Consider the following 16425-nt stretch of genomic DNA (forward strand, 5'->3'; position numbering starts at 1 on the left):
TTAAGCTCTACAGTCGTGTCACAAACCATGCTGAACGCTCCGGTCATCAGCGCCAGCGGTCTCACCAAGAGATACCAGGACTTCGTGGCCGTCGACGGGATCTCGTTCCAGATTGCTCCGGGGGAGTCGTTCGGCTTCCTCGGCCCGAACGGCGCGGGCAAGTCGACGACCATGCGGATGATCGGGGCCGTCTCCACCCGCAGCGGCGGCACCCTGGAGGTACTCGGCCTCGACCCGGACCGCTACGGCCCCGAGGTGCGATCCCAGCTGGGCGTCGTGCCGCAGGCCGACAACCTGGACATCGAACTGCGGGTGCGCGACAACCTCATCGTGTACGGCCGCTACTTCGGCATGAGCAACAAGACTGCGGGCAGGAGGGCGGATGCGCTGCTCGAGTTCGCGCAGCTGTCCGACCGCGCGAAATCCAAGGTGGACGACCTCTCCGGCGGCATGAAACGGCGGCTCACCATCGCCCGTGCCCTGATCAACGAGCCGCGCATCCTGCTGCTGGATGAGCCCACCACGGGTCTGGACCCGCAGGCGCGGCACATCCTGTGGGACCGGCTGTTCCGGCTCAAGGAGGCCGGCACCACCCTGGTGCTCACCACCCACTACATGGACGAGGCTGAGCAGCTGTGCGACCGGCTCGTCGTGGTCGACAAGGGCACCATCATGGCGGAGGGGTCGCCGCAGAGCCTGATCAGGCAATACTCCAGCCGCGAAGTGCTCGAGTTGCGGTTCGGCTCGGACAAGAACGCGCAGGCGGCGCACCGGCTGAAGGATGTCGGCGACCGGGTTGAGGTGCTTCCCGACCGCGTGCTGATCTACAGTTCCGACGGCGACAGCGAGCTGGCCCGGATCGCCGCGCTCGGATTCGAACCGCTGACGAGCCTGGTGCGGCGCTCCAGCCTGGAGGACGTGTTCCTCCGGCTGACCGGCAGGAGCCTGATCGAATGACCGTGAGTTCGGCGACCGCCGGTGGCCTGAAGCCGCGCCGGTACGGCTCCTGGTACGTGGCGGAGCACCGCATCCGGAGCATGCGCGCCTACGCGCAGACCGTGGTGTTCACCAGCGTCGGCAATCCCCTCGTCTACTTGTTCGCGCTCGGGGTGGGCCTGGCCAGCCTGGTCCCGACCGGGGTCGGCGAGGTGAGCTACCTGGTGTTCGTCGCACCGGCGCTGCTGGCCTCCGCCGCCGTCACGGTCGCCGCCGAGGAGTCGACCTACCCGGTGATGATGAGCTTCAAGTGGAACCCGATCTTCTACGCCATGAACGCGGCACCCATCTCCGGCAACCAGATCGTCAACGGAGTGGTGATCGGCATGCTGGCCAGGATGCTGCCCACCTGCGTCATCTACTACGTGGTGATGCTGTTCTTCGGCGCGGTCCCCTCCGGATTCGGGGTCCTGGCCGTGCCGGCATCCGCGGCGACGGGTCTGGCGGTCGGAACCCTGATCATGTCGTATTCCTCGCGCGTGGAGGAGGACAAGGGCCAGATGGCGATGATCATGCGGTTTGGAATCACCCCGATGTTCCTGTTCTCCGGCACGTTCTTCCCGCTGACGCAATTACCCGGCTTTCTGCAGTGGATCGGCTGGATCTCGCCGCTGTGGCACGGCACGCAGCTCGGCCGGGTGTTCGCCTATGGGTACGCCGAGCCGTTCTGGCTCTCGGTGGTGCACGTGGTCTACCTGGCGGTGCTCACGGTGATCGGTTGGAAACTCACCCAGTCGGTCGTGACGAGGAGGCTGAACAAGTGAGCGTCACCTTCGCGCCGGTGCGGCCGGATGCCCGGCGCCGGGTCGGTCTGATCGGTGCGCTCTATGCCGGCAACGCCCGCTCGGTGGTGCGACGCGGGCTGCTGGCGACCAAGAGCACCAACTACTGGGTGGTGCTCAGCGGATTCTTCGAGCCGGTGTTCTACCTGCTGTCCATGGGCATCGGCCTCGGCGGCCTGGTAGGCACGGTGGCGACGGCCGATGGCATCCAGGTGTCCTACGCCGCCTACATCGCCCCGGCGTTGCTGGCGGTGTCGGCGATGAACGGTGCGGTGTACGACTCCACCTGGAACGTGTTCTTCAAGATGCAGTACGCCAAGTTGTACGAGGGGATGCTCACCACCTCGCTCGGCCCGCTGGATGTCGCGCTCGGCGAGATTTCGCTCGCGCTGCTGCGCGGAGCGATCTACTCGTGCGGGTTCATGATCGTGATGCAGATGCTCGGGCTGAACCTGTCCTGGACGGCGCTGCTCGCCCTGCCGGCGGTGATGCTCATCGCGTTCGGCTTCGCCAGCCTGGGCATGGCGATCACCAGCTACATGAAAACGTTCCAGCAGATGGACTGGATCACGTTCGTGCTGCTGCCGATGTTCCTGTTCTCGGCGACCTTCTTTCCGATCACCGTGTACGCCCAGCCGATCCAGTTGGTGATCCAGGCGCTGCCGCTGTGGCACGGGGTGGAACTGGTGCGCGGCCTGACCACCGGCGTGCTGGGAATCGGCATGGTGTGGCACGTGCTCTACTACGCGGTGCTGGCCCTGGTCGGCATGGTGTTCACCACGCACCGGCTGCGGAAGCTGTTCCTGGACTGACCCGGTCGCGCTAGCCCGGTGCGGCGATGAGGGCGAACGCGAGGCCACATCCGGCCAGCACGGACGTGGTGAGCACCCACACGTACAACGGCACGGCGCTGCTGAACGGCACCCGAGCACCACGGGCGCGCACCAGCATGGTGTGGGCGAACCGGTAGCGCCGGTGACCGAGCAGGAACAGCGCGGTCGTGGCGACCAGACCGATCGCGGCCAGCAGGAAGCTGAGCGAGCAGAACACGCCGACCAGCAGACGGGCGGCGACCAGGAACGCGATGGCAAACGCAAGGATGGTCCGCTGCCAGGCCAGCGCGGTGCGCTCCGCCTGCAAACCGGCGTCGAACGGGCGATCCAGCGGGTCGGTCACGACAGCAGAAGACCCACACCGAGCAGCATTCCGGCGAGCGCGACGCCGATTGCGATCAGTCCGGCCAATCCGGGCGGCGACAACGGGCGTTCCAGACGCAACGCCCGCTCCACCGACATCCAACCCATTCAGGCCTGCAGCGGGGCGAGGATGCCGAGCCCGATCAGCAGCAGCGACGCGCCGAGCCGGAAACCCGGCGCGATCGGCAGGGCGAAGGCCTCCAGGGCGACGCCGACGGCGATCAGCGCCAGCGAGGTGCGGATCCAGGCCAGAAAGGTGCGCTCATTGGCCAACGTGAACCGGGCATCCGGCTCCGAGCCGACGCCGTACACCCTGCGCGGAAATCGCGTTTGAACCGGTCGGCCGGTTCGGTCATCGGTTGGCCCTCACCGCGCCATTCTATCGGCGCAGGCTAGCGGATCTCGGTGAGGTAGGTGTCGAACCCGGCCCGTCGCATCGCCGTGGCGATCGACTTGGTACGGTCCGGTTCGGCGACGGCGATGATCGCGCCGCCGCCCCCGCCGCCGGTCAGCTTGGCGCCGAGCGCTCCAGCCCGACGGGCGAGATCCACCAACGTCTCGATCTCGGGGCTGGACACCTGCAACGCATTGAGCAGGCCCTGGTTGAGGTTCATCAGGTCGCCCAATTCCGCCACGTCGCCACGGCGCAACGCATCCGCCCCCGCGAGCGCCAGAGCGTCGATCTGGGTAAAAATGCCGTCGTAGCGGGACGGATTCTTCGTCCACGCCGTACGCACCAGACTGACCGTGCGCGCCGTGAGCGAGCGCACGCCGGTGAGACCGATGATGACGGGCAGCGGATGCGGCGGTACCACATCCGAGATCTCCGGCCCGCCCGCGCCGATCGCCTTGCGGAACAGAATCGGCCGGCCGAATGTGGCCACCGTGTTGTCGATGCCGGAGGGGGTACCGTGCACGATCTGCTCGCACTCGAACGCCAGCGCACTCACCTGCGCGTCGGTGAGCGGGATGCTGAAACAGTCGGCCATGCCGCGGATCACCGCGACTGCGAGAGCCGCGGAGGCACCCAGCCCGCTGGCCCGTGGCAGGTCGGGGAACACCTCAACCCGCATGCCCTGGTTCTCGATGCCCAGCCGCTGGGTGATCAGCGCGGTGACCCGTACCGGCAGGTCGGAGTCGGCCGACTCGCGGGCCGCGGCACCCCCGCCAGGGATGATCAGTTCGACTCCGGCCGGCTGAGGGGTGACCTTCGCCCGGATCGACAGTCCGATCGGTGCCGCGATCGCGTGGTACCCGTACACCACCGAGTGCTCGCCGAGCAGGATGATCTTGCCGAAGCCGACCTTGCCGAATCCCGCCTTGCCGATGTGCGGAATCGGCGCGGTCTTCGGGGCGGAGGTGAGGTCCTCGCCGCCGGCCGTTCTGGCGCTGTCGGCCGCTTCAATGGCCTCCAGGATGCGCCGCGCCTTCCACACCTTGATCTCCCCGCTGGCGACCAGCTTCTCCACCACCTCGGCGAACCTTTCTCCCGTAGCTCCAGCCGCGACCGCGACGCTGCGCGCGTGCAGGCGCATATGACCCGGCTGGATGCCCTCCGTCGACAGCGCCTTCAGCGCCGCCAGGTTCTGGGCCAGGCCCACCGCCGCCATCACCTGCGCCAGTTCGACCGCGGAGGTGGTCCCCAGGATGCCGTAGGCGATTCGCACCGCGGAGTTCGACTCCACCTGCCCGCCGACGGTGCCCACCTTGAGCGGCAACTCCAGCTCGCCGACCAGGTCGCCGTCCTCGTTGCTGGTCCAGGTGGTCAGCGGTGAGTAGCGGCCGCTGCGCGCCGCGTAAGCATGCGCGGCCGCCTCGATGGCCCGCCAATCGTTCCCGGTGGCGATCGCCACGGCGTCGATGCCGTTCATGATGCCCTTGTTGTGCGTCGTCGCCCGGTGCGCATCCAGCTGCGCGAACTCGTTCGCCAGGATGATGCCGTCGCGCACCTGCTCGCCGGAGAAGTCACCGGAGCCGAGCCGGGCCGTCGGGATCACCGCTCGGGCGCGCACGATGGCCCGGTCGGTGAGGTTCGACAGGATGCGCAGGAACACGTGCCCGCCGGTGATCTCCTCGATCAGCGGCGCCACCGCCTCGCACATCGTGTTGACCAGGTTGGCCCCCATGGCGTCGCAGCTGTCCACCACCAGGTGCACCACGACCAGTTCGCCGTGTTCGGCGGTGTCGCCACGGAGGAACACCTCGACGTCTTTGGCACCGCCGCCGCGCAGCACCATGTTCGGATGCTGGCTGTTGGCGATATCCAGGATCTCCTGCGTGCGCAGCAACAGATTAGTTCGCGCCCGTTCCGGGTCGGTCACGTCGAGCACCTGAACCTGGCCGAGAATCATCGGGGTGTCGGCGACGCTCGTGAAACCGCCGGCTCGGCGCACCAGCCGGGCAGCAGAACTCACCGCCGCGATGATCGACGGCTCCTCCACCACCATGGGCACCAGGTAGTCCAGCTCGTTGATGTGGAAGTTCAGGCCGAGCCCGAGCGGCATCGAGAACACGCCGATCACGTTCTCGGTGAGCCGGTCGGCCTTGTCCACGTCGAGCAGGTACGTTCCCGAGCTCAGTGCGTCGTAATCGGCATCACTGAGCAGGCCGCGCTCGACGAGGGCGCGCAACCGGTCCTTCACGGACAACTGGTAGAACTTGGGGATGCGGGACTGTCTCATATTCCGTCCTCGAGTCCGGCGGCGCCGAAGCCGAGCGGCACCACATCCGCCCCAGCGGCGGCAAGGGATGCCGCCAGTTCACGCGCCGGGGCGCCACTGCGGCTGAAGGCCAACCCTACATCGCCGCCGCCTGCCCCGGAGGTCTTGAACACGGCAGAGTGCCGTCGCGCCAGCGCGTGCAACTCCAGGTGCCGTTCGGTGACGATGCCGGCGTGCGCGTGGACATCCAGCAGGCGCAGTGCGTCGAAGTAGTCGCCCGCCAGTTCGAGGAACCGGTCAGCCGAGCGGAGGGCGACGTGCGCGCGCTCCGCCAGGCCGGTCAGTCGGGCGAGGTCGACGCGGTAGCCGGTGGGGTCCCGGTGGGCGTAGTCGCCGACGCGGCGCACCAGTTCGCTGGTGCTGCTGCCGGTTCCGGTGATCACGACCATCATGGTCAATCCGGTGGGCCAGTGCAGCGGAGCCGGGCTGTCCTCCCTGACAAAGCTGAGCAGGCCGCCGTAGGTGCTGGCCGCGACGTCGCCGCCGCTGCCCGCGCCATCCTGTGCGGCCCGATGCGCCGAACTGGCCAGCCCGCACACCTCGGCCCGATCCAGCCTCAACCCGGCCGCGCGTGCCAGCGCAGCGGTGAGGGCGACCGCCACGGCCGCGCTGGAGCCGAGGCCGAGCTTGTGACCATCCTGGGACAGCGCACTGCTGTCGGTGGTGATGGTCAGGCTGCGCGGCACGGATGCGTTCGGTTGCCCTGCGACGGCGGCGCGCACCGCGTCGAACAGCCGCAGCGTGGCGCGCGCGGGGGCGGGAAGCGACGTCGGTAGGGCACCGTCCTCGCCCAAATGCACCTCGGGCAGGCCGAGGTCGGGCGCATGCAGTTGCCAGGATGCGGTCTCCGGCCTCGTGATCGTGACGCTGACGCGACGGTCGACGGCGGTGAGTAGCGCCGGTGCCCCCTCGAGCACCGCGTACTCGCCGAGCAGGAAGAGTTTGCCGGGAGCCGAGGCGACGATGTCCGTCACGGTGCAGGCACCAGGTGCGCGCCGCGGCCGAGGCCGCTGGTGCGGGTTTCCTGCACTCCGGCCACGGCGGCCAGCGCGGCCGCCACGGTGGCGGCATCCGCCGGGGCGCACAGTGCCTTCAGTTGCGGGCCGGCGTCGATGGTGAAGTAGACCGGGATGCCGCCGGCGCGCAAGTCGCGCACGGCATGGATGGCGGCGACCGTGGCGGCGTTCCAGTAGACCAGAGCCGGTCGGGTGGTGAGCATCAGTGCGTGCAGTTTGAGGCAGCTGTATTCGGCCAGTTCGCCCACTCTGGCGAAGTCCCGGGCGGCGATCGCCGAGCGCATGTCCGCGAGGTCCTGCTCGGCGGTGTCGGTCCAGGCCGGGTAGAACGGAGAGCTTGCAGCGCTACGTCCCATGCCGGCGGTCGATGAGACGCTCTTCGCCTCCCGGGAGGTGATCGCGACCACCACCGACAACGGCCAGTCGGCGGCGTCCAGGATCGGTTCGGCGAACGCATCGCTTCCGTCGGGGGCCACTCCGGCGTGCAGTTCCACGAAGCCGCCGAAGATCGACCGGGCGGCCGACCCCGAGCCGCGCCGAGCCAGGATGGACAGTTCCGTCAATGACGCGTCGACGCCCGCCGCCGCACAGGCGGCAACGGCGAGTGCGGCGAACCCCGAGGCCGACGAGGCCAGGCCCGCGCCGGTGGGGAAGTTGTTGGTGGAGGTCACCGTGGCCGCGGATCGGATGCCGGCGCGCTCCCGCACGAGGTCGAGCATCCGCTGGGCCCGCTGCGCAGACACCCGCTCGCCGTCCAGCACCAGCTCGTCGTCTCCTTCGGAGCCGAACGCTACGGCGGTCTGGGTGCGCAGAGCGTCGAGCGTGACGGAGATTGAGCCCACGGCCGGGAGGTTCAACGCGGTGTCGCGTTTTCCCCAGTACTTGATGAGGGCGATGTTGCTGTGTGCGCGCGCCGCGGCGGTGCTTCCACCGCCGATGGGTTTCTCCACAGTGGTGCTCCGATCGCCTCCACGACATTTTAGCGGTGCCCTTCCGGGGCTTGCTAAAATCGGCTGAGTGTCGGTCGGCACGCGGTTTCAGCTACGGCCGAATGGCTACGAGAATCGGAACGAGAGCAGCTTGACACCTGGAATCAGCGGTCTGTCCCTGTATTTGCCACCGTATCGGGTGCAGTTGGAAGACTGGTGCCGGTGGAACGACGAGCCCTGGAACAAGGTGCGGGGCGTCGTCGGTCGTTCGTTCCGGATGCGCGGCCCGCGGCAAAGCGTCTACACGCTCGCGGCCAACGCGGTGTGGCGGCTGATCCAGGATTACGACATCGATCCAACGCAGGTGGGGCTGCTCGCGTTCGGCACCGAATCATCAAGCGACAACTCGGCCGGCGCGGTCATCCTCAAGGGCATGATCAACGACGCCCTGGTGGCGTCCGGTAAGCCGGAACTGTCCCGCAATTGCGAGGTTCCGGAGTTCAAGCAGGCCTGCCTCGGCGGGGTGTACGCGCTGAAGGCGGCACTGCGCTACCTGGCGACGGATGGCGTCGGCCGGCAGGCGATCGTGGTTTCCGCCGACATCGCCGAGTACGCGATCGGCTCCAGCGGGGAGCCCACCCAGGGCGCCGGAGCGGTGGCGATGCTCGTCGAGGGCGACGCGAAGCTGCTGGAGGTGGACCTGGCCGGTGCCGGCAGCGACTCCGACTACCGCGTCGTGGACTTCCGCAAACCGTTCGCCCGGTTCCGTCAGCCGCCGCGTGATGACGGTCAGATGCAGGATCTGCCCGTGTTCAACGGCCGGTACTCGACTAGTTGCTACATCGACGCCACCCACCACGCGATGGCGGCCATGCTCGCCAAGCGCCCGGGCCGCGGCGTGGACTTCTTCAGCGAGGTCGACGCTGTGTTCATGCACCGTCCCTACCACAGGATGCCGGCGACCGGCTGGGTGATGTCCTACCTGTTCGCGCTCGCCGCCGACGGTGAGCAGGGTCAGGCGCAGCTGCGGCACTACGCTGCGGATGCCGGACTGGACGCCGAACCGTTGATCGCCGAGCTGCTGGCGCCGTCCCCGTTCCGTGGCTACGGGGTGCGCGGCGAGGACACCGGAGACGTGTTCCCGCTGGCGAGGCTCCTGCGTCAGTACCTGCTGAAGACGGACACCTGGCGCATCCTGGTTGACGGCAAGCTGGGCCTGGGCGCCGAAGCGATGCGTGACCTGGGCAATCTGTACACCGCCGCCCTGCCGGCGTGGCTGGCGGCCGGCCTGCAGCACGCGGCAGCTCAGTCGCTCGACATCGCCGGCCAGCAGTGGCTCGCGCTCGGTTACGGCAGCGGCGACGCCGCCGAGGCCCTGCCGATGCGGGTGGTGCCCGGCTGGGAGGACGCGGCGAAGCGGATCAACTTCACCGCGGCGCTCGGCGATCCGATGGACCTCACCCGTGAACAGTACCTTGACCTGCACGACGGCCGCACCGCCGGTTTCCCGGCGCTGCCGGTGCACGACGAGTTTGTCGTGGATCGAGTAGGCACCTCGAACGGGCCGGAGTTCTACGACCGCGGCATCGAGTACTACCGCTTCGAGCCAGCCCGCTAACTAACAACCGGCAATGCCAGCATTAACGTAGGAACCTTCGGCTGCCAGCTGTCGAGCAGCGACCGGGGAGTCACCATCAGCGATGGCGGTCACACCGCGACGGTGGATCTGGGAACGATCAACGGCTCTGCCGCGGGGGAGCGCACGGCCCGCTTGACTCTGACGAACAAGGGGTCGATTCCGCTCGTCGCCCATTGGGGTGCGGAAACAACCGGAGGCGTTATCGGCGGTTCCGAGGCAATTACTGCGATTCCTGCCGCTGATTCGACGGCGTTGAACGCAGGAGGAACCCAGGACGTCAATATCGGGTTCAGGTGGGACGAACTAGGAAACGCGGATCTGAACACCAATCGCACCGCCCTCTACACCGTCAACTGCACCCACGCGGGGACCCAGGCATATGTGGCCGCGAACCACCTGACCGTTTCGAGCGCGTTCATTGTTGCAGACGCCAGCGCGTCAGCCGGTTCGACTAACGTCATCAGCTGCGTGAACTACTCTGGGACGCGGTTGTTCGGCACGGGTTGCTGATTCGCCAACGTTCCATCTGAGGGGTCCCCGGCCTCGGCCGGGGACCCCTTCGTATGTCTACGCGCTCAGCTGCTGCAGCACCCGCGCAGTCGCCAGCGCCGCTTCGGCCGCCTCGGCGCCCTTGTCTTCCTTCGAACCCTCCAGCCCGGCCCGATCCAGTCCCTGCTGTTCGTCGTCGAGGGTGAGCACCCCGAAGCCCACGGGTTTGCCGGTGGTCAGGGCCACCTGGGTCAGTCCGTTGGTGGCGGCGGCGGAGATGTACTCGAAGTGGGGGGTTCCGCCGCGGATGATCACGCCGAGCGCCACGACGGCATCCGCCCCGGCGTTCAGCGCCGCCTGGCAGGCTACCGCCAGTTCGAAGCTGCCGGGAACTCGCACCTCGGTGACCTCGGCTCCGGAGGCGTCGAGCACGCGGTGCGCGCCGGCGAGGAGGCCCGCGGCGATCGCCTCGTGCCAGCGGCCAGCCACGATGGTGACCTTGAGGCCGCTGCCGTCGGTGTGGTGTTGGGGGGCGCCGGCGCCGCTCATGCGCTTTCCTTTCCCTTGCCGTGGTGCTGTGACGCGCCCAGCCGTCCGAGCGCTGCATCCAGCGGCCCGTCTCCGGAGCCGGGCACGGGGTTGGCCGTGGTGAACTTGTGGCCCATCTTGTCGCGCTTGGTGGCCAGGTATCCGGCGTTCAGCGGTCCGACGCCGACCAGCAGCGGCACCTGTTCGGTCACGGTGATGCCGCGTTCGCGCAACTGCCGCACCTTGTCGGGGTTGTTGGTGATCACCCGGACCTCGGACAGGCCGAGGTCCTCAAGGATGGCGACGGCTGCACTGTAGTCTCGCTCGTCCACCGGCAATCCCAGTGCGAGGTTCGCGTCGAAGGTGTCCAGCCCGTCTTCCTGCAGCCGGTACGCCTTGAGCTTGTTGATCAGGCCGATGCCCCTGCCCTCGTGGCCGCGCATGTAGATGACCACACCGCCCTCGCGCTGGATGGTCTCCAGCGCCGATTGCAATTGCGGCCCGCACTCGCACTTGAGCGAGCCGAACACCTCGCCGGTGAGGCACTCGGAGTGCACCCGGAGGAGGGTTCCATTGCTGGGCGCCCCGGAGATGATCGCCAGGTGGTCAGCTCCGGTCATCCGGTCCCGGTAGGCGCGGATGGTGAACGATCCGTAGACGGTCGGCACCGTGGTCTCCACCTCGAAGATCACCCGGGAAGTCTCGGGCACGGACGCGATGCTGTGCGCCGTGGTGTCGGCGTTGGTGCGCACCAGGTAACCGATCAATTCGGCGATGGTGATCACCGTGACGTTCTCGCGCTCGCCGAACGCGAGCAGTTCCGGCAGTCGCATCATCTCTCCGTCGTCCGCGACGATTTCGGAGATCGCGCCGACCGGGATGAGGCCGGCCAGGGTGAGCAGGTCGACGGTTGCCTCGGTGTGGCCGTCGCGCACACGAACGCCACCTTCCATGGCGCGCAGCGGCAGCACGTGGCCTGGCCGGTGCAGGCTGGTGGGGCTGGATGCGGGGTCGGCGAGGACGCGCAGCGTGTGCGCGCGGTCGGCGGCGCTGATACCGGTGCTGAGCCGGTCGGCGGCGTCGACACTGACGGTGTAGTTGGTGCCGCGCGGGTCCTCGTTGTCGGCCACCATGACCGGCAGTTCCAGGCGGTCGGCGATCTCGTTGGTCATGGGAGCGCAAATGTAGCCGGAGGTGTGGCGCACCATCCAGGCGATCCACTCCTGGGTCGCGAGTTGGGCGGAGATAATGACGTCGCCCTCGTTCTCACGGCTCTCGTCGTCCACGACGATCAGCGGTTTACCGGCCCGCAGGTCATCCAGGGCGGTGGGGATGTCAGCGAGACTCATGGCTCGCTCCTTTCGGTGGTGGTGCGCAGATCGTTCGAACGGCCCGCGGTGAACTGCAGCAGGCGCGCAACGTGCCGCGCCAGGATGTCGGTTTCGATGTTGACGGCCTCGCCAACGGCGCGCTCGCCCAGGGTGGTGGCGCGAAGTGTTTCGGGGATGAGCGAGACTTCGAACCAGTCCGGTCCGATCGCGCTCACAGTGAGGGAGACGCCGTCAACGGCGATGGAGCCCTTGCCGGTGACCAGCGGGGCGAGCGCCTCATCGAGGGTGAAGCGCAGCACCCGCCACGCATCCCCGTCGGTGATGCTCAGCAGGGTGCTCGTGCCGTCGACGTGGCCCTGCACGATGTGCCCGCCGAGGCGGTCGCCGACGTGCGCGGCCCGCTCCAGGTTCACCCGGGAACCCACCGCGGGCGACTTCAGGGTGCTCATCGCAATGGTTTCGGCCATCACATCGGCGGTGAACCAGTCGTCGCCGGTGTCGACGACGGTGAGGCACACTCCGCTGACCGCAATCGAATCGCCGTGACCGGCATCCGACACGGCCAGCGGACCGCGCACGGTGAGTCGGGCAGCGTCCTCCGAGACACTCCACTCCAGGACCTCGCCCAGCTCTTCGATGATTCCGGTGAACACTAGCGCACTCCTTCTTCCGTCGATTCGTCAGCCTGCGTCGCCGGTCGGGCGACCAGCACGGTGTCGTCGCCGAGGCGCTCCACCGAGCTCACAATGAGCCGTCGTTGCTCGCCGATCGTGCCCACGCCGATGTCGCCGATCGCGCTGTGCGGCCCACCGAGGAGGGTCGGCGCCAGGTAGATCAGGTACTCGTCGACGAGGCCGGCGGCGACGAACGCGGTGGTCAGCGTGGGGCCGCCCTCGACGAAGGCATGACGCACTCCCCGGGCGAAGAGGCCGGCCAGGATGGCGCTCAGGTCTCGGCTGGCGGTGATAACCGGCCGCTGCGGATGCGTGAACAGCCGGGCATCCGGTGGGACGGGACGTTCGCCGACCACGACGGGGATCGGCTGGTGCGGCAGGAGGGTGCCGTCCGGTGCGCGCGCGGTGAGGGCGGGGTTGTCGGTGAGCACGGTGCCGGTGCCCACCAGGATGGCGTCGGCCTTCGCGCGCTGACGGTGCGCGTGCGCGCGGGCGCTTTCGCCGGTAATCCATTGGCTGGATCCGTCGGCGGCCGCGGTTCGACCGTCCAGGCTGGAGGCCCACTTGAGGGTGATGTAGGGGCGGCCCAGGCTCATGGCGGCGAGCCAGTCGTGCATGAACGAGCTGACCGCATCCGCCAGCACCTCACCGACCACCTCGACCCCGGCGTTGCGCAGCCGCTGGGCTCCTCCGTGGGCGACCGGGTTGGGGTCGGACAGCGCGTAGAAGACACGGGTGATGCCCGCCTCGATGAGTGCCTCGCTGCACGGGCCGGTGTGCCCGGTGTGGTTGCAGGGTTCCAGCGTGACCACCGCGGTGGCGCCGCGCGCCTGGTCGGCGTCGAGCTTCGCGAGGGCGTCCACCTCGGCGTGCGGTGTGCCGACGCCGCGGTGCCAGCCTTCGGCCAGCGTGTGGCCGGCGGGGGAGAGGATGACGCAGCCGACCTGCGGGTTCGGACCAGTCGCGGGGCCGCGGGCCGCGAGCTCCAGCGCCCGGGACATGGCGTGCTCGATGTCCGCCGCGACGGCACGGGTCGCCGGAGCAGCTGCCGTGTCGCTGGCTGGGCTGGTCATCCGGTTCCTCATGTCTGAACGAGACGGGCTCCGGGATTTCGTGCCGGCCGTTGCGTCAACGGGCCACGGCCGCCGACGGCGGCCACACGCGTGCTTCCTTCCATCCGGACTGAGAGACGTTGCCTGTCTCATAACCGTCGGTCCCGGAATTCCACCGGCTCAACCGCATCCGGTCTTCACCGAACGCGGGTCGCGGACTATCACCGCCGGTTCGGATTCTCACCGACCCCGGAGCACGTACTGCTGAACTTCTAGTCTAGTTAACCGGGCGGGCGCGGCGGTATTCCCCCGTCACGGATGACCGGGGAATACCGGTGACAGCTACTCCTCGTCGGCCGTGGTCGGCAAGTCGGTGTCGTCGCGGGTACGGCCCGTCGGTTCGACGAGCCCGGCCCTAGCGTGCAGGATGTCGCCGATGAACCAGTCGTACACGAACACGCCGACGATGCCACCGACCAGCGGACCGATGATCGGCACCCAGAAGTACCAGCTGAACGAACCGTCGATCGTGCCGGGGAGGGCGACGTCACCCCAGCCGGCCATCCACGCGAACAGACGGGGGCCGAAGTCACGAGCCGGGTTGATCGCGTATCCGGCGTTGGCTCCGAAGGAGATGCCGATCGCGGCCACGGCGAATCCGATAATCAACGGTCCGAGGTTGGCCTTGACGGCGAGGTTGCGCATGTCGATCACCGCCGCCACCAGCATCACCAGGAACATCGTGCCCACGACCTGGTCGATGAACGGAATGGTCAGGTTGCCGTGGAAGTACGGCGCCGGGAACGTGGCGAAGATCGAGAAGGTGGCTAGCCCACCCGCGGCATCCCTGGCTGTCTTGGATGCCTTGTTGAACGCGTCGATCGCGTCGTGGTAGAGCAGGTAGACCAGTGCGGCGCCGGCGAAGGCGCCGACGACTTGAGCGGCCATATATGGCAACACCTTGCCCCAGGCGAACTTGCGCCGGACGGCGAACGCGAGCGTGATCGCCGGATTGAGGTGCGCTCCGCTGACGCCGCCGGCGATGTACACGCCGAACACGACCGCGAAGGCCCAACCCCAGGCGATCAGCAACCAGTCGCCCGCCGCGAGGAAGATCGTGGTGTCGCTTTGCGCGCGACCCGATCCCGGCAGTGCGGCGACCGCCATCGCCACGACCCCGTCGCCGAATGAGAGCAAAACGAAGGTGCCGAGGAACTCGGCGAGTACCTCGCCCCAGGTGCCTCCCACGCGTTTCAGGCCGCTGCCGTTGCGCATAGAGTTGCGGAGCGAATTCCGGATGGGGCTGATGTCAGTCACGATTCAATCTCCCTCGATCGGTGGCGAGATCTGCCACGCATCCATGAAAGAACTGTCGAACGACCGCCAGGCTAGACCCACTGTTTGCGCCTCACCAGCCCCAATTTTTTGTCGTGAAATTCAGCCGGCATCGAGCCGAAGTGACGATAATGCACTTCCACACCCCCTTGTCCGCGGTGAGCGGCGGGGATAGCTTCATCACGCGGACCACTCTTAACGCAAGGAGTTGCACATTATGAATCAGTACGTTGTCGCCATCGACCAGGGCACGACCAGCTCCCGGGCCATCGTGTTCGACCACTCGGGATCCATCGTCTCCACCGGGCAACTGGAGCACGAGCAGATCTTCCCAAGGGCGGGCTGGGTCGAGCACGATCCCATGGAGATCTGGAACAACACCCGTGAGGTGATCGGGCAGGCGCTGTCCAAGGCGAACATCACTCGGCACGACGTTGCCGCGATCGGCATCACCAACCAGCGTGAGACCGCCGTGGTGTGGGACAAGACCACCGGTGAGCCGGTGTACAACGCCATCGTCTGGCAGGACACGCGCACGCAGGACATCGTCGACCGGCTCGCGGCCGACGGCGGTGTCGAGCGGTTCAAGCAGAAGGTGGGGCTGCCGCTGGCCACGTATTTCTCCGGCACGAAGATCGTCTGGATCCTGGAGAACGTGGACGGGGCGCGCGAGAAAGCCGAGGCCGGCGATCTGTACTTCGGCAACACCGACTCCTGGGTGCTCTGGAACCTGACCGGCGGTGTCAACGGCGGGGTGCACGTCACCGATGTGACGAACGCGTCCCGCACCATGTTCATGGACCTGGAGACGCTGCAGTGGGATGACGACATCCTGCGGGCCTTCAACGTGCCGAAATCCATGCTGCCCGATATCAAGAGTTCATCCGAGGTGTACGGCACCGCCGAGTCGTCGTCGTTGCTGCGCGAGACGCCGATCGCCGGCATCCTGGGCGACCAGCAGGCGGCCACGTTCGGCCAGGCCGCGTTCGACCAAGGCGAGGCGAAGAACACCTACGGCACCGGGAACTTCCTGATCTTCAACACCGGCGAGGACATCGTCCACTCGAAGAACGGACTGCTCACCACACTCGGCTACAAGCTCGGCGACGCCGCGCCGCACTACGCGCTCGAAGGCTCGATCGCCGTGACCGGCGCCCTGGTGCAGTGGCTCCGCGACAATCTGGGCATGGTCTCCTCGGCGGCGGACGTCGAAGCGCTCGCAAAGACCGTTGAGGACAACGGTGGCGCCTACTTCGTGCCGGCGTTCTCCGGCCTGTTCGCGCCGTACTGGCGATCGGATGCCCGCGGTGCACTCGTCGGACTCACCCGGTTCGTGAACAAAGGCCACATCGCGCGCGCCGTTTTGGAGGCGACCGCGTTCCAGACCCGTGAGGTGCTGGATGCTGTCAACGCCGACTCCGGAGTGCCGCTGGAGGAACTCAAGGTCGACGGTGGCATGATCGCCAACAACCTGCTCATGCAGTTCCAGGCCGACATCCTCGGGGTGCCGGTGGTGCGTCCGGTGGTCGCCGAGACCACGGCGCTCGGCGCGGCGTACGCGGCGGGACTGGCGGTCGGATTCTGGGAGAACCTCGACGACCTGCGGGCGAACTGGCAGGAGGACAGTCGCTGGGAGCCGAAGATGGATGCGGCCGAACGCGACCGCCTCATCCGCAACTGGAAGAAGGCCGTCACCAAGACTTTCGACTGGGTAGACGAGGACGTCACCTGAGGAGCA

At 67.7% G+C, this 16425-nt stretch carries 17 protein-coding genes and 1 riboswitch; of the genes, 6 read left to right on the plus strand and 11 right to left on the minus strand.

Translation table 11 applies throughout. From position 1 onward, the window contains the following. The first annotated feature begins 30 nt into the window (after positions 1–30). From ABFX56_RS10825 to ABFX56_RS10835, 3 genes are read left to right on the plus strand one after another with little or no spacing between them, the layout of a single operon-like run. Positions 31–957, plus strand: a complete 927-nt coding sequence (locus ABFX56_RS10825) for an ABC transporter ATP-binding protein (RefSeq protein ID WP_346233509.1) — start codon at positions 31–33, stop codon at positions 955–957. After that, a complete protein-coding gene (locus ABFX56_RS10830) occupies positions 954–1760 on the plus strand; it encodes an ABC transporter permease (RefSeq protein ID WP_346233337.1) in 807 nt (268 codons plus the stop codon). The genes ABFX56_RS10825 and ABFX56_RS10830 overlap by 4 nt, the downstream gene beginning before the upstream one ends. Further along, the gene (locus tag ABFX56_RS10835) at positions 1757–2590 is read left to right on the plus strand and encodes an ABC transporter permease (protein WP_346233338.1); all 834 of its coding nucleotides are present in this window, start codon (positions 1757–1759) and stop codon (positions 2588–2590) included. The genes ABFX56_RS10830 and ABFX56_RS10835 overlap by 4 nt, the downstream gene beginning before the upstream one ends. A 10-nt stretch (positions 2591–2600) precedes the next feature. Here ABFX56_RS10835 and ABFX56_RS10840 read toward each other — a convergent pair whose 3' ends face one another. The 6 genes from ABFX56_RS10840 to mvaD all read right to left on the minus strand — a co-directional run bounded on the left by ABFX56_RS10840 (position 2601) and on the right by mvaD (position 7660). Beyond that, complete coding sequence (locus ABFX56_RS10840; protein WP_346233339.1) at positions 2601–2954, minus strand: DUF202 domain-containing protein; 354 nt, start codon at positions 2952–2954, stop codon at positions 2601–2603. Then, complete coding sequence (locus ABFX56_RS10845) at positions 2951–3073, minus strand: hypothetical protein (RefSeq protein ID WP_346233340.1); 123 nt, start codon at positions 3071–3073, stop codon at positions 2951–2953. The genes ABFX56_RS10840 and ABFX56_RS10845 overlap by 4 nt, the downstream gene beginning before the upstream one ends. A gap of 9 nt (positions 3074–3082) precedes the next feature. Continuing rightward, complete coding sequence (locus ABFX56_RS10850; protein WP_346233341.1) at positions 3083–3286, minus strand: YidH family protein; 204 nt, start codon at positions 3284–3286, stop codon at positions 3083–3085. Positions 3287–3366: 80 nt separating this feature from the next. Then, a complete protein-coding gene (locus ABFX56_RS10855; RefSeq protein ID WP_346233342.1) occupies positions 3367–5655 on the minus strand; it encodes a hydroxymethylglutaryl-CoA reductase, degradative in 2289 nt (762 codons plus the stop codon). After that, positions 5652–6668, minus strand: coding sequence for a mevalonate kinase family protein (locus tag ABFX56_RS10860; RefSeq protein ID WP_346233343.1), 1017 nt, complete (start codon positions 6666–6668; stop codon positions 5652–5654). Before ABFX56_RS10860 ends, ABFX56_RS10855 begins: the two co-directional genes overlap by 4 nt. After that, the gene (gene mvaD, locus ABFX56_RS10865) at positions 6665–7660 is read right to left on the minus strand and encodes a diphosphomevalonate decarboxylase (RefSeq protein ID WP_346233344.1); all 996 of its coding nucleotides are present in this window, start codon (positions 7658–7660) and stop codon (positions 6665–6667) included. The genes ABFX56_RS10860 and mvaD overlap by 4 nt, the downstream gene beginning before the upstream one ends. Before the next feature lie 130 nt (positions 7661–7790). On the opposite strand from mvaD, the gene ABFX56_RS10870 reads away from it, so the two are divergent. Beyond that, the gene (locus tag ABFX56_RS10870; RefSeq protein ID WP_346233345.1) at positions 7791–9257 is read left to right on the plus strand and encodes a hydroxymethylglutaryl-CoA synthase; all 1467 of its coding nucleotides are present in this window, start codon (positions 7791–7793) and stop codon (positions 9255–9257) included. A 102-nt stretch (positions 9258–9359) separates the two neighbouring features. After that, entirely contained in the window at positions 9360–9788 is a 429-nt protein-coding gene (locus tag ABFX56_RS10875) for a hypothetical protein (RefSeq protein WP_346233346.1), read from the plus strand. Positions 9789–9845: 57 nt separating this feature from the next. Here ABFX56_RS10875 and ribH read toward each other — a convergent pair whose 3' ends face one another. The 5 genes from ribH to ABFX56_RS10900 form a co-directional block, all read right to left on the minus strand. Beyond that, positions 9846–10316 (minus strand): 6,7-dimethyl-8-ribityllumazine synthase, encoded by a 471-nt coding sequence (ribH, locus tag ABFX56_RS10880; RefSeq protein ID WP_346233347.1) that lies wholly within the window; start codon positions 10314–10316, stop codon positions 9846–9848. After that, the gene (gene ribB, locus ABFX56_RS10885) at positions 10313–11644 is read right to left on the minus strand and encodes a 3,4-dihydroxy-2-butanone-4-phosphate synthase (protein WP_346233348.1); all 1332 of its coding nucleotides are present in this window, start codon (positions 11642–11644) and stop codon (positions 10313–10315) included. The genes ribH and ribB overlap by 4 nt, the downstream gene beginning before the upstream one ends. Further along, on the minus strand, positions 11641–12279 hold the full coding sequence (locus ABFX56_RS10890; protein ID WP_346233349.1) for a riboflavin synthase: 639 nt from the start codon (positions 12277–12279) through the stop codon (positions 11641–11643). Before ABFX56_RS10890 ends, ribB begins: the two co-directional genes overlap by 4 nt. Then, positions 12279–13373: a bifunctional diaminohydroxyphosphoribosylaminopyrimidine deaminase/5-amino-6-(5-phosphoribosylamino)uracil reductase RibD gene (gene ribD / locus ABFX56_RS10895; RefSeq protein ID WP_428834433.1), complete on the minus strand. Its 1095-nt coding sequence runs from the start codon at positions 13371–13373 to the stop codon at positions 12279–12281. Before ribD ends, ABFX56_RS10890 begins: the two co-directional genes overlap by 1 nt. A gap of 87 nt (positions 13374–13460) precedes the next feature. Next, positions 13461–13613, minus strand: a riboswitch (FMN riboswitch). An 81-nt stretch (positions 13614–13694) separates the two neighbouring features. Beyond that, positions 13695–14669, minus strand: a complete 975-nt coding sequence (locus ABFX56_RS10900) for an MIP/aquaporin family protein (protein WP_346233350.1) — start codon at positions 14667–14669, stop codon at positions 13695–13697. Between the two features lie 235 nt (positions 14670–14904). On the opposite strand from ABFX56_RS10900, the gene glpK reads away from it, so the two are divergent. Next, entirely contained in the window at positions 14905–16419 is a 1515-nt protein-coding gene (gene glpK, locus ABFX56_RS10905) for a glycerol kinase GlpK (protein WP_346233351.1), read from the plus strand. Positions 16420–16425 lie beyond the last annotated feature (6 nt).

The sequence above is a fragment of the Parafrigoribacterium mesophilum genome, from assembly GCF_039652555.1.
GTDB lineage: Bacteria > Actinomycetota > Actinomycetes > Actinomycetales > Microbacteriaceae > Parafrigoribacterium > Parafrigoribacterium mesophilum.

Excerpts from the sequence above, each read along its gene's own strand:
- ribB (WP_346233348.1), bottom strand. The coding sequence starts at position 11,644 with ATGAGTCTCGCTGACATCCCCACCGCCCTGGATGACCTGCGGGCCGGT.
- ribD (WP_428834433.1), bottom strand. The coding sequence starts at position 13,373 with ATGACCAGCCCAGCCAGCGACACGGCAGCTGCTCCGGCGACCCGTGCC.
- ABFX56_RS10845 (WP_346233340.1), bottom strand. The coding sequence starts at position 3,073 with ATGTCGGTGGAGCGGGCGTTGCGTCTGGAACGCCCGTTGTCGCCGCCC.
- ABFX56_RS10830 (WP_346233337.1), top strand. The coding sequence starts at position 954 with ATGACCGTGAGTTCGGCGACCGCCGGTGGCCTGAAGCCGCGCCGGTAC.
- glpK (WP_346233351.1), top strand. The coding sequence starts at position 14,905 with ATGAATCAGTACGTTGTCGCCATCGACCAGGGCACGACCAGCTCCCGG.
- ribH (WP_346233347.1), bottom strand. The coding sequence starts at position 10,316 with ATGAGCGGCGCCGGCGCCCCCCAACACCACACCGACGGCAGCGGCCTC.
- ABFX56_RS10855 (WP_346233342.1), bottom strand. The coding sequence starts at position 5,655 with ATGAGACAGTCCCGCATCCCCAAGTTCTACCAGTTGTCCGTGAAGGAC.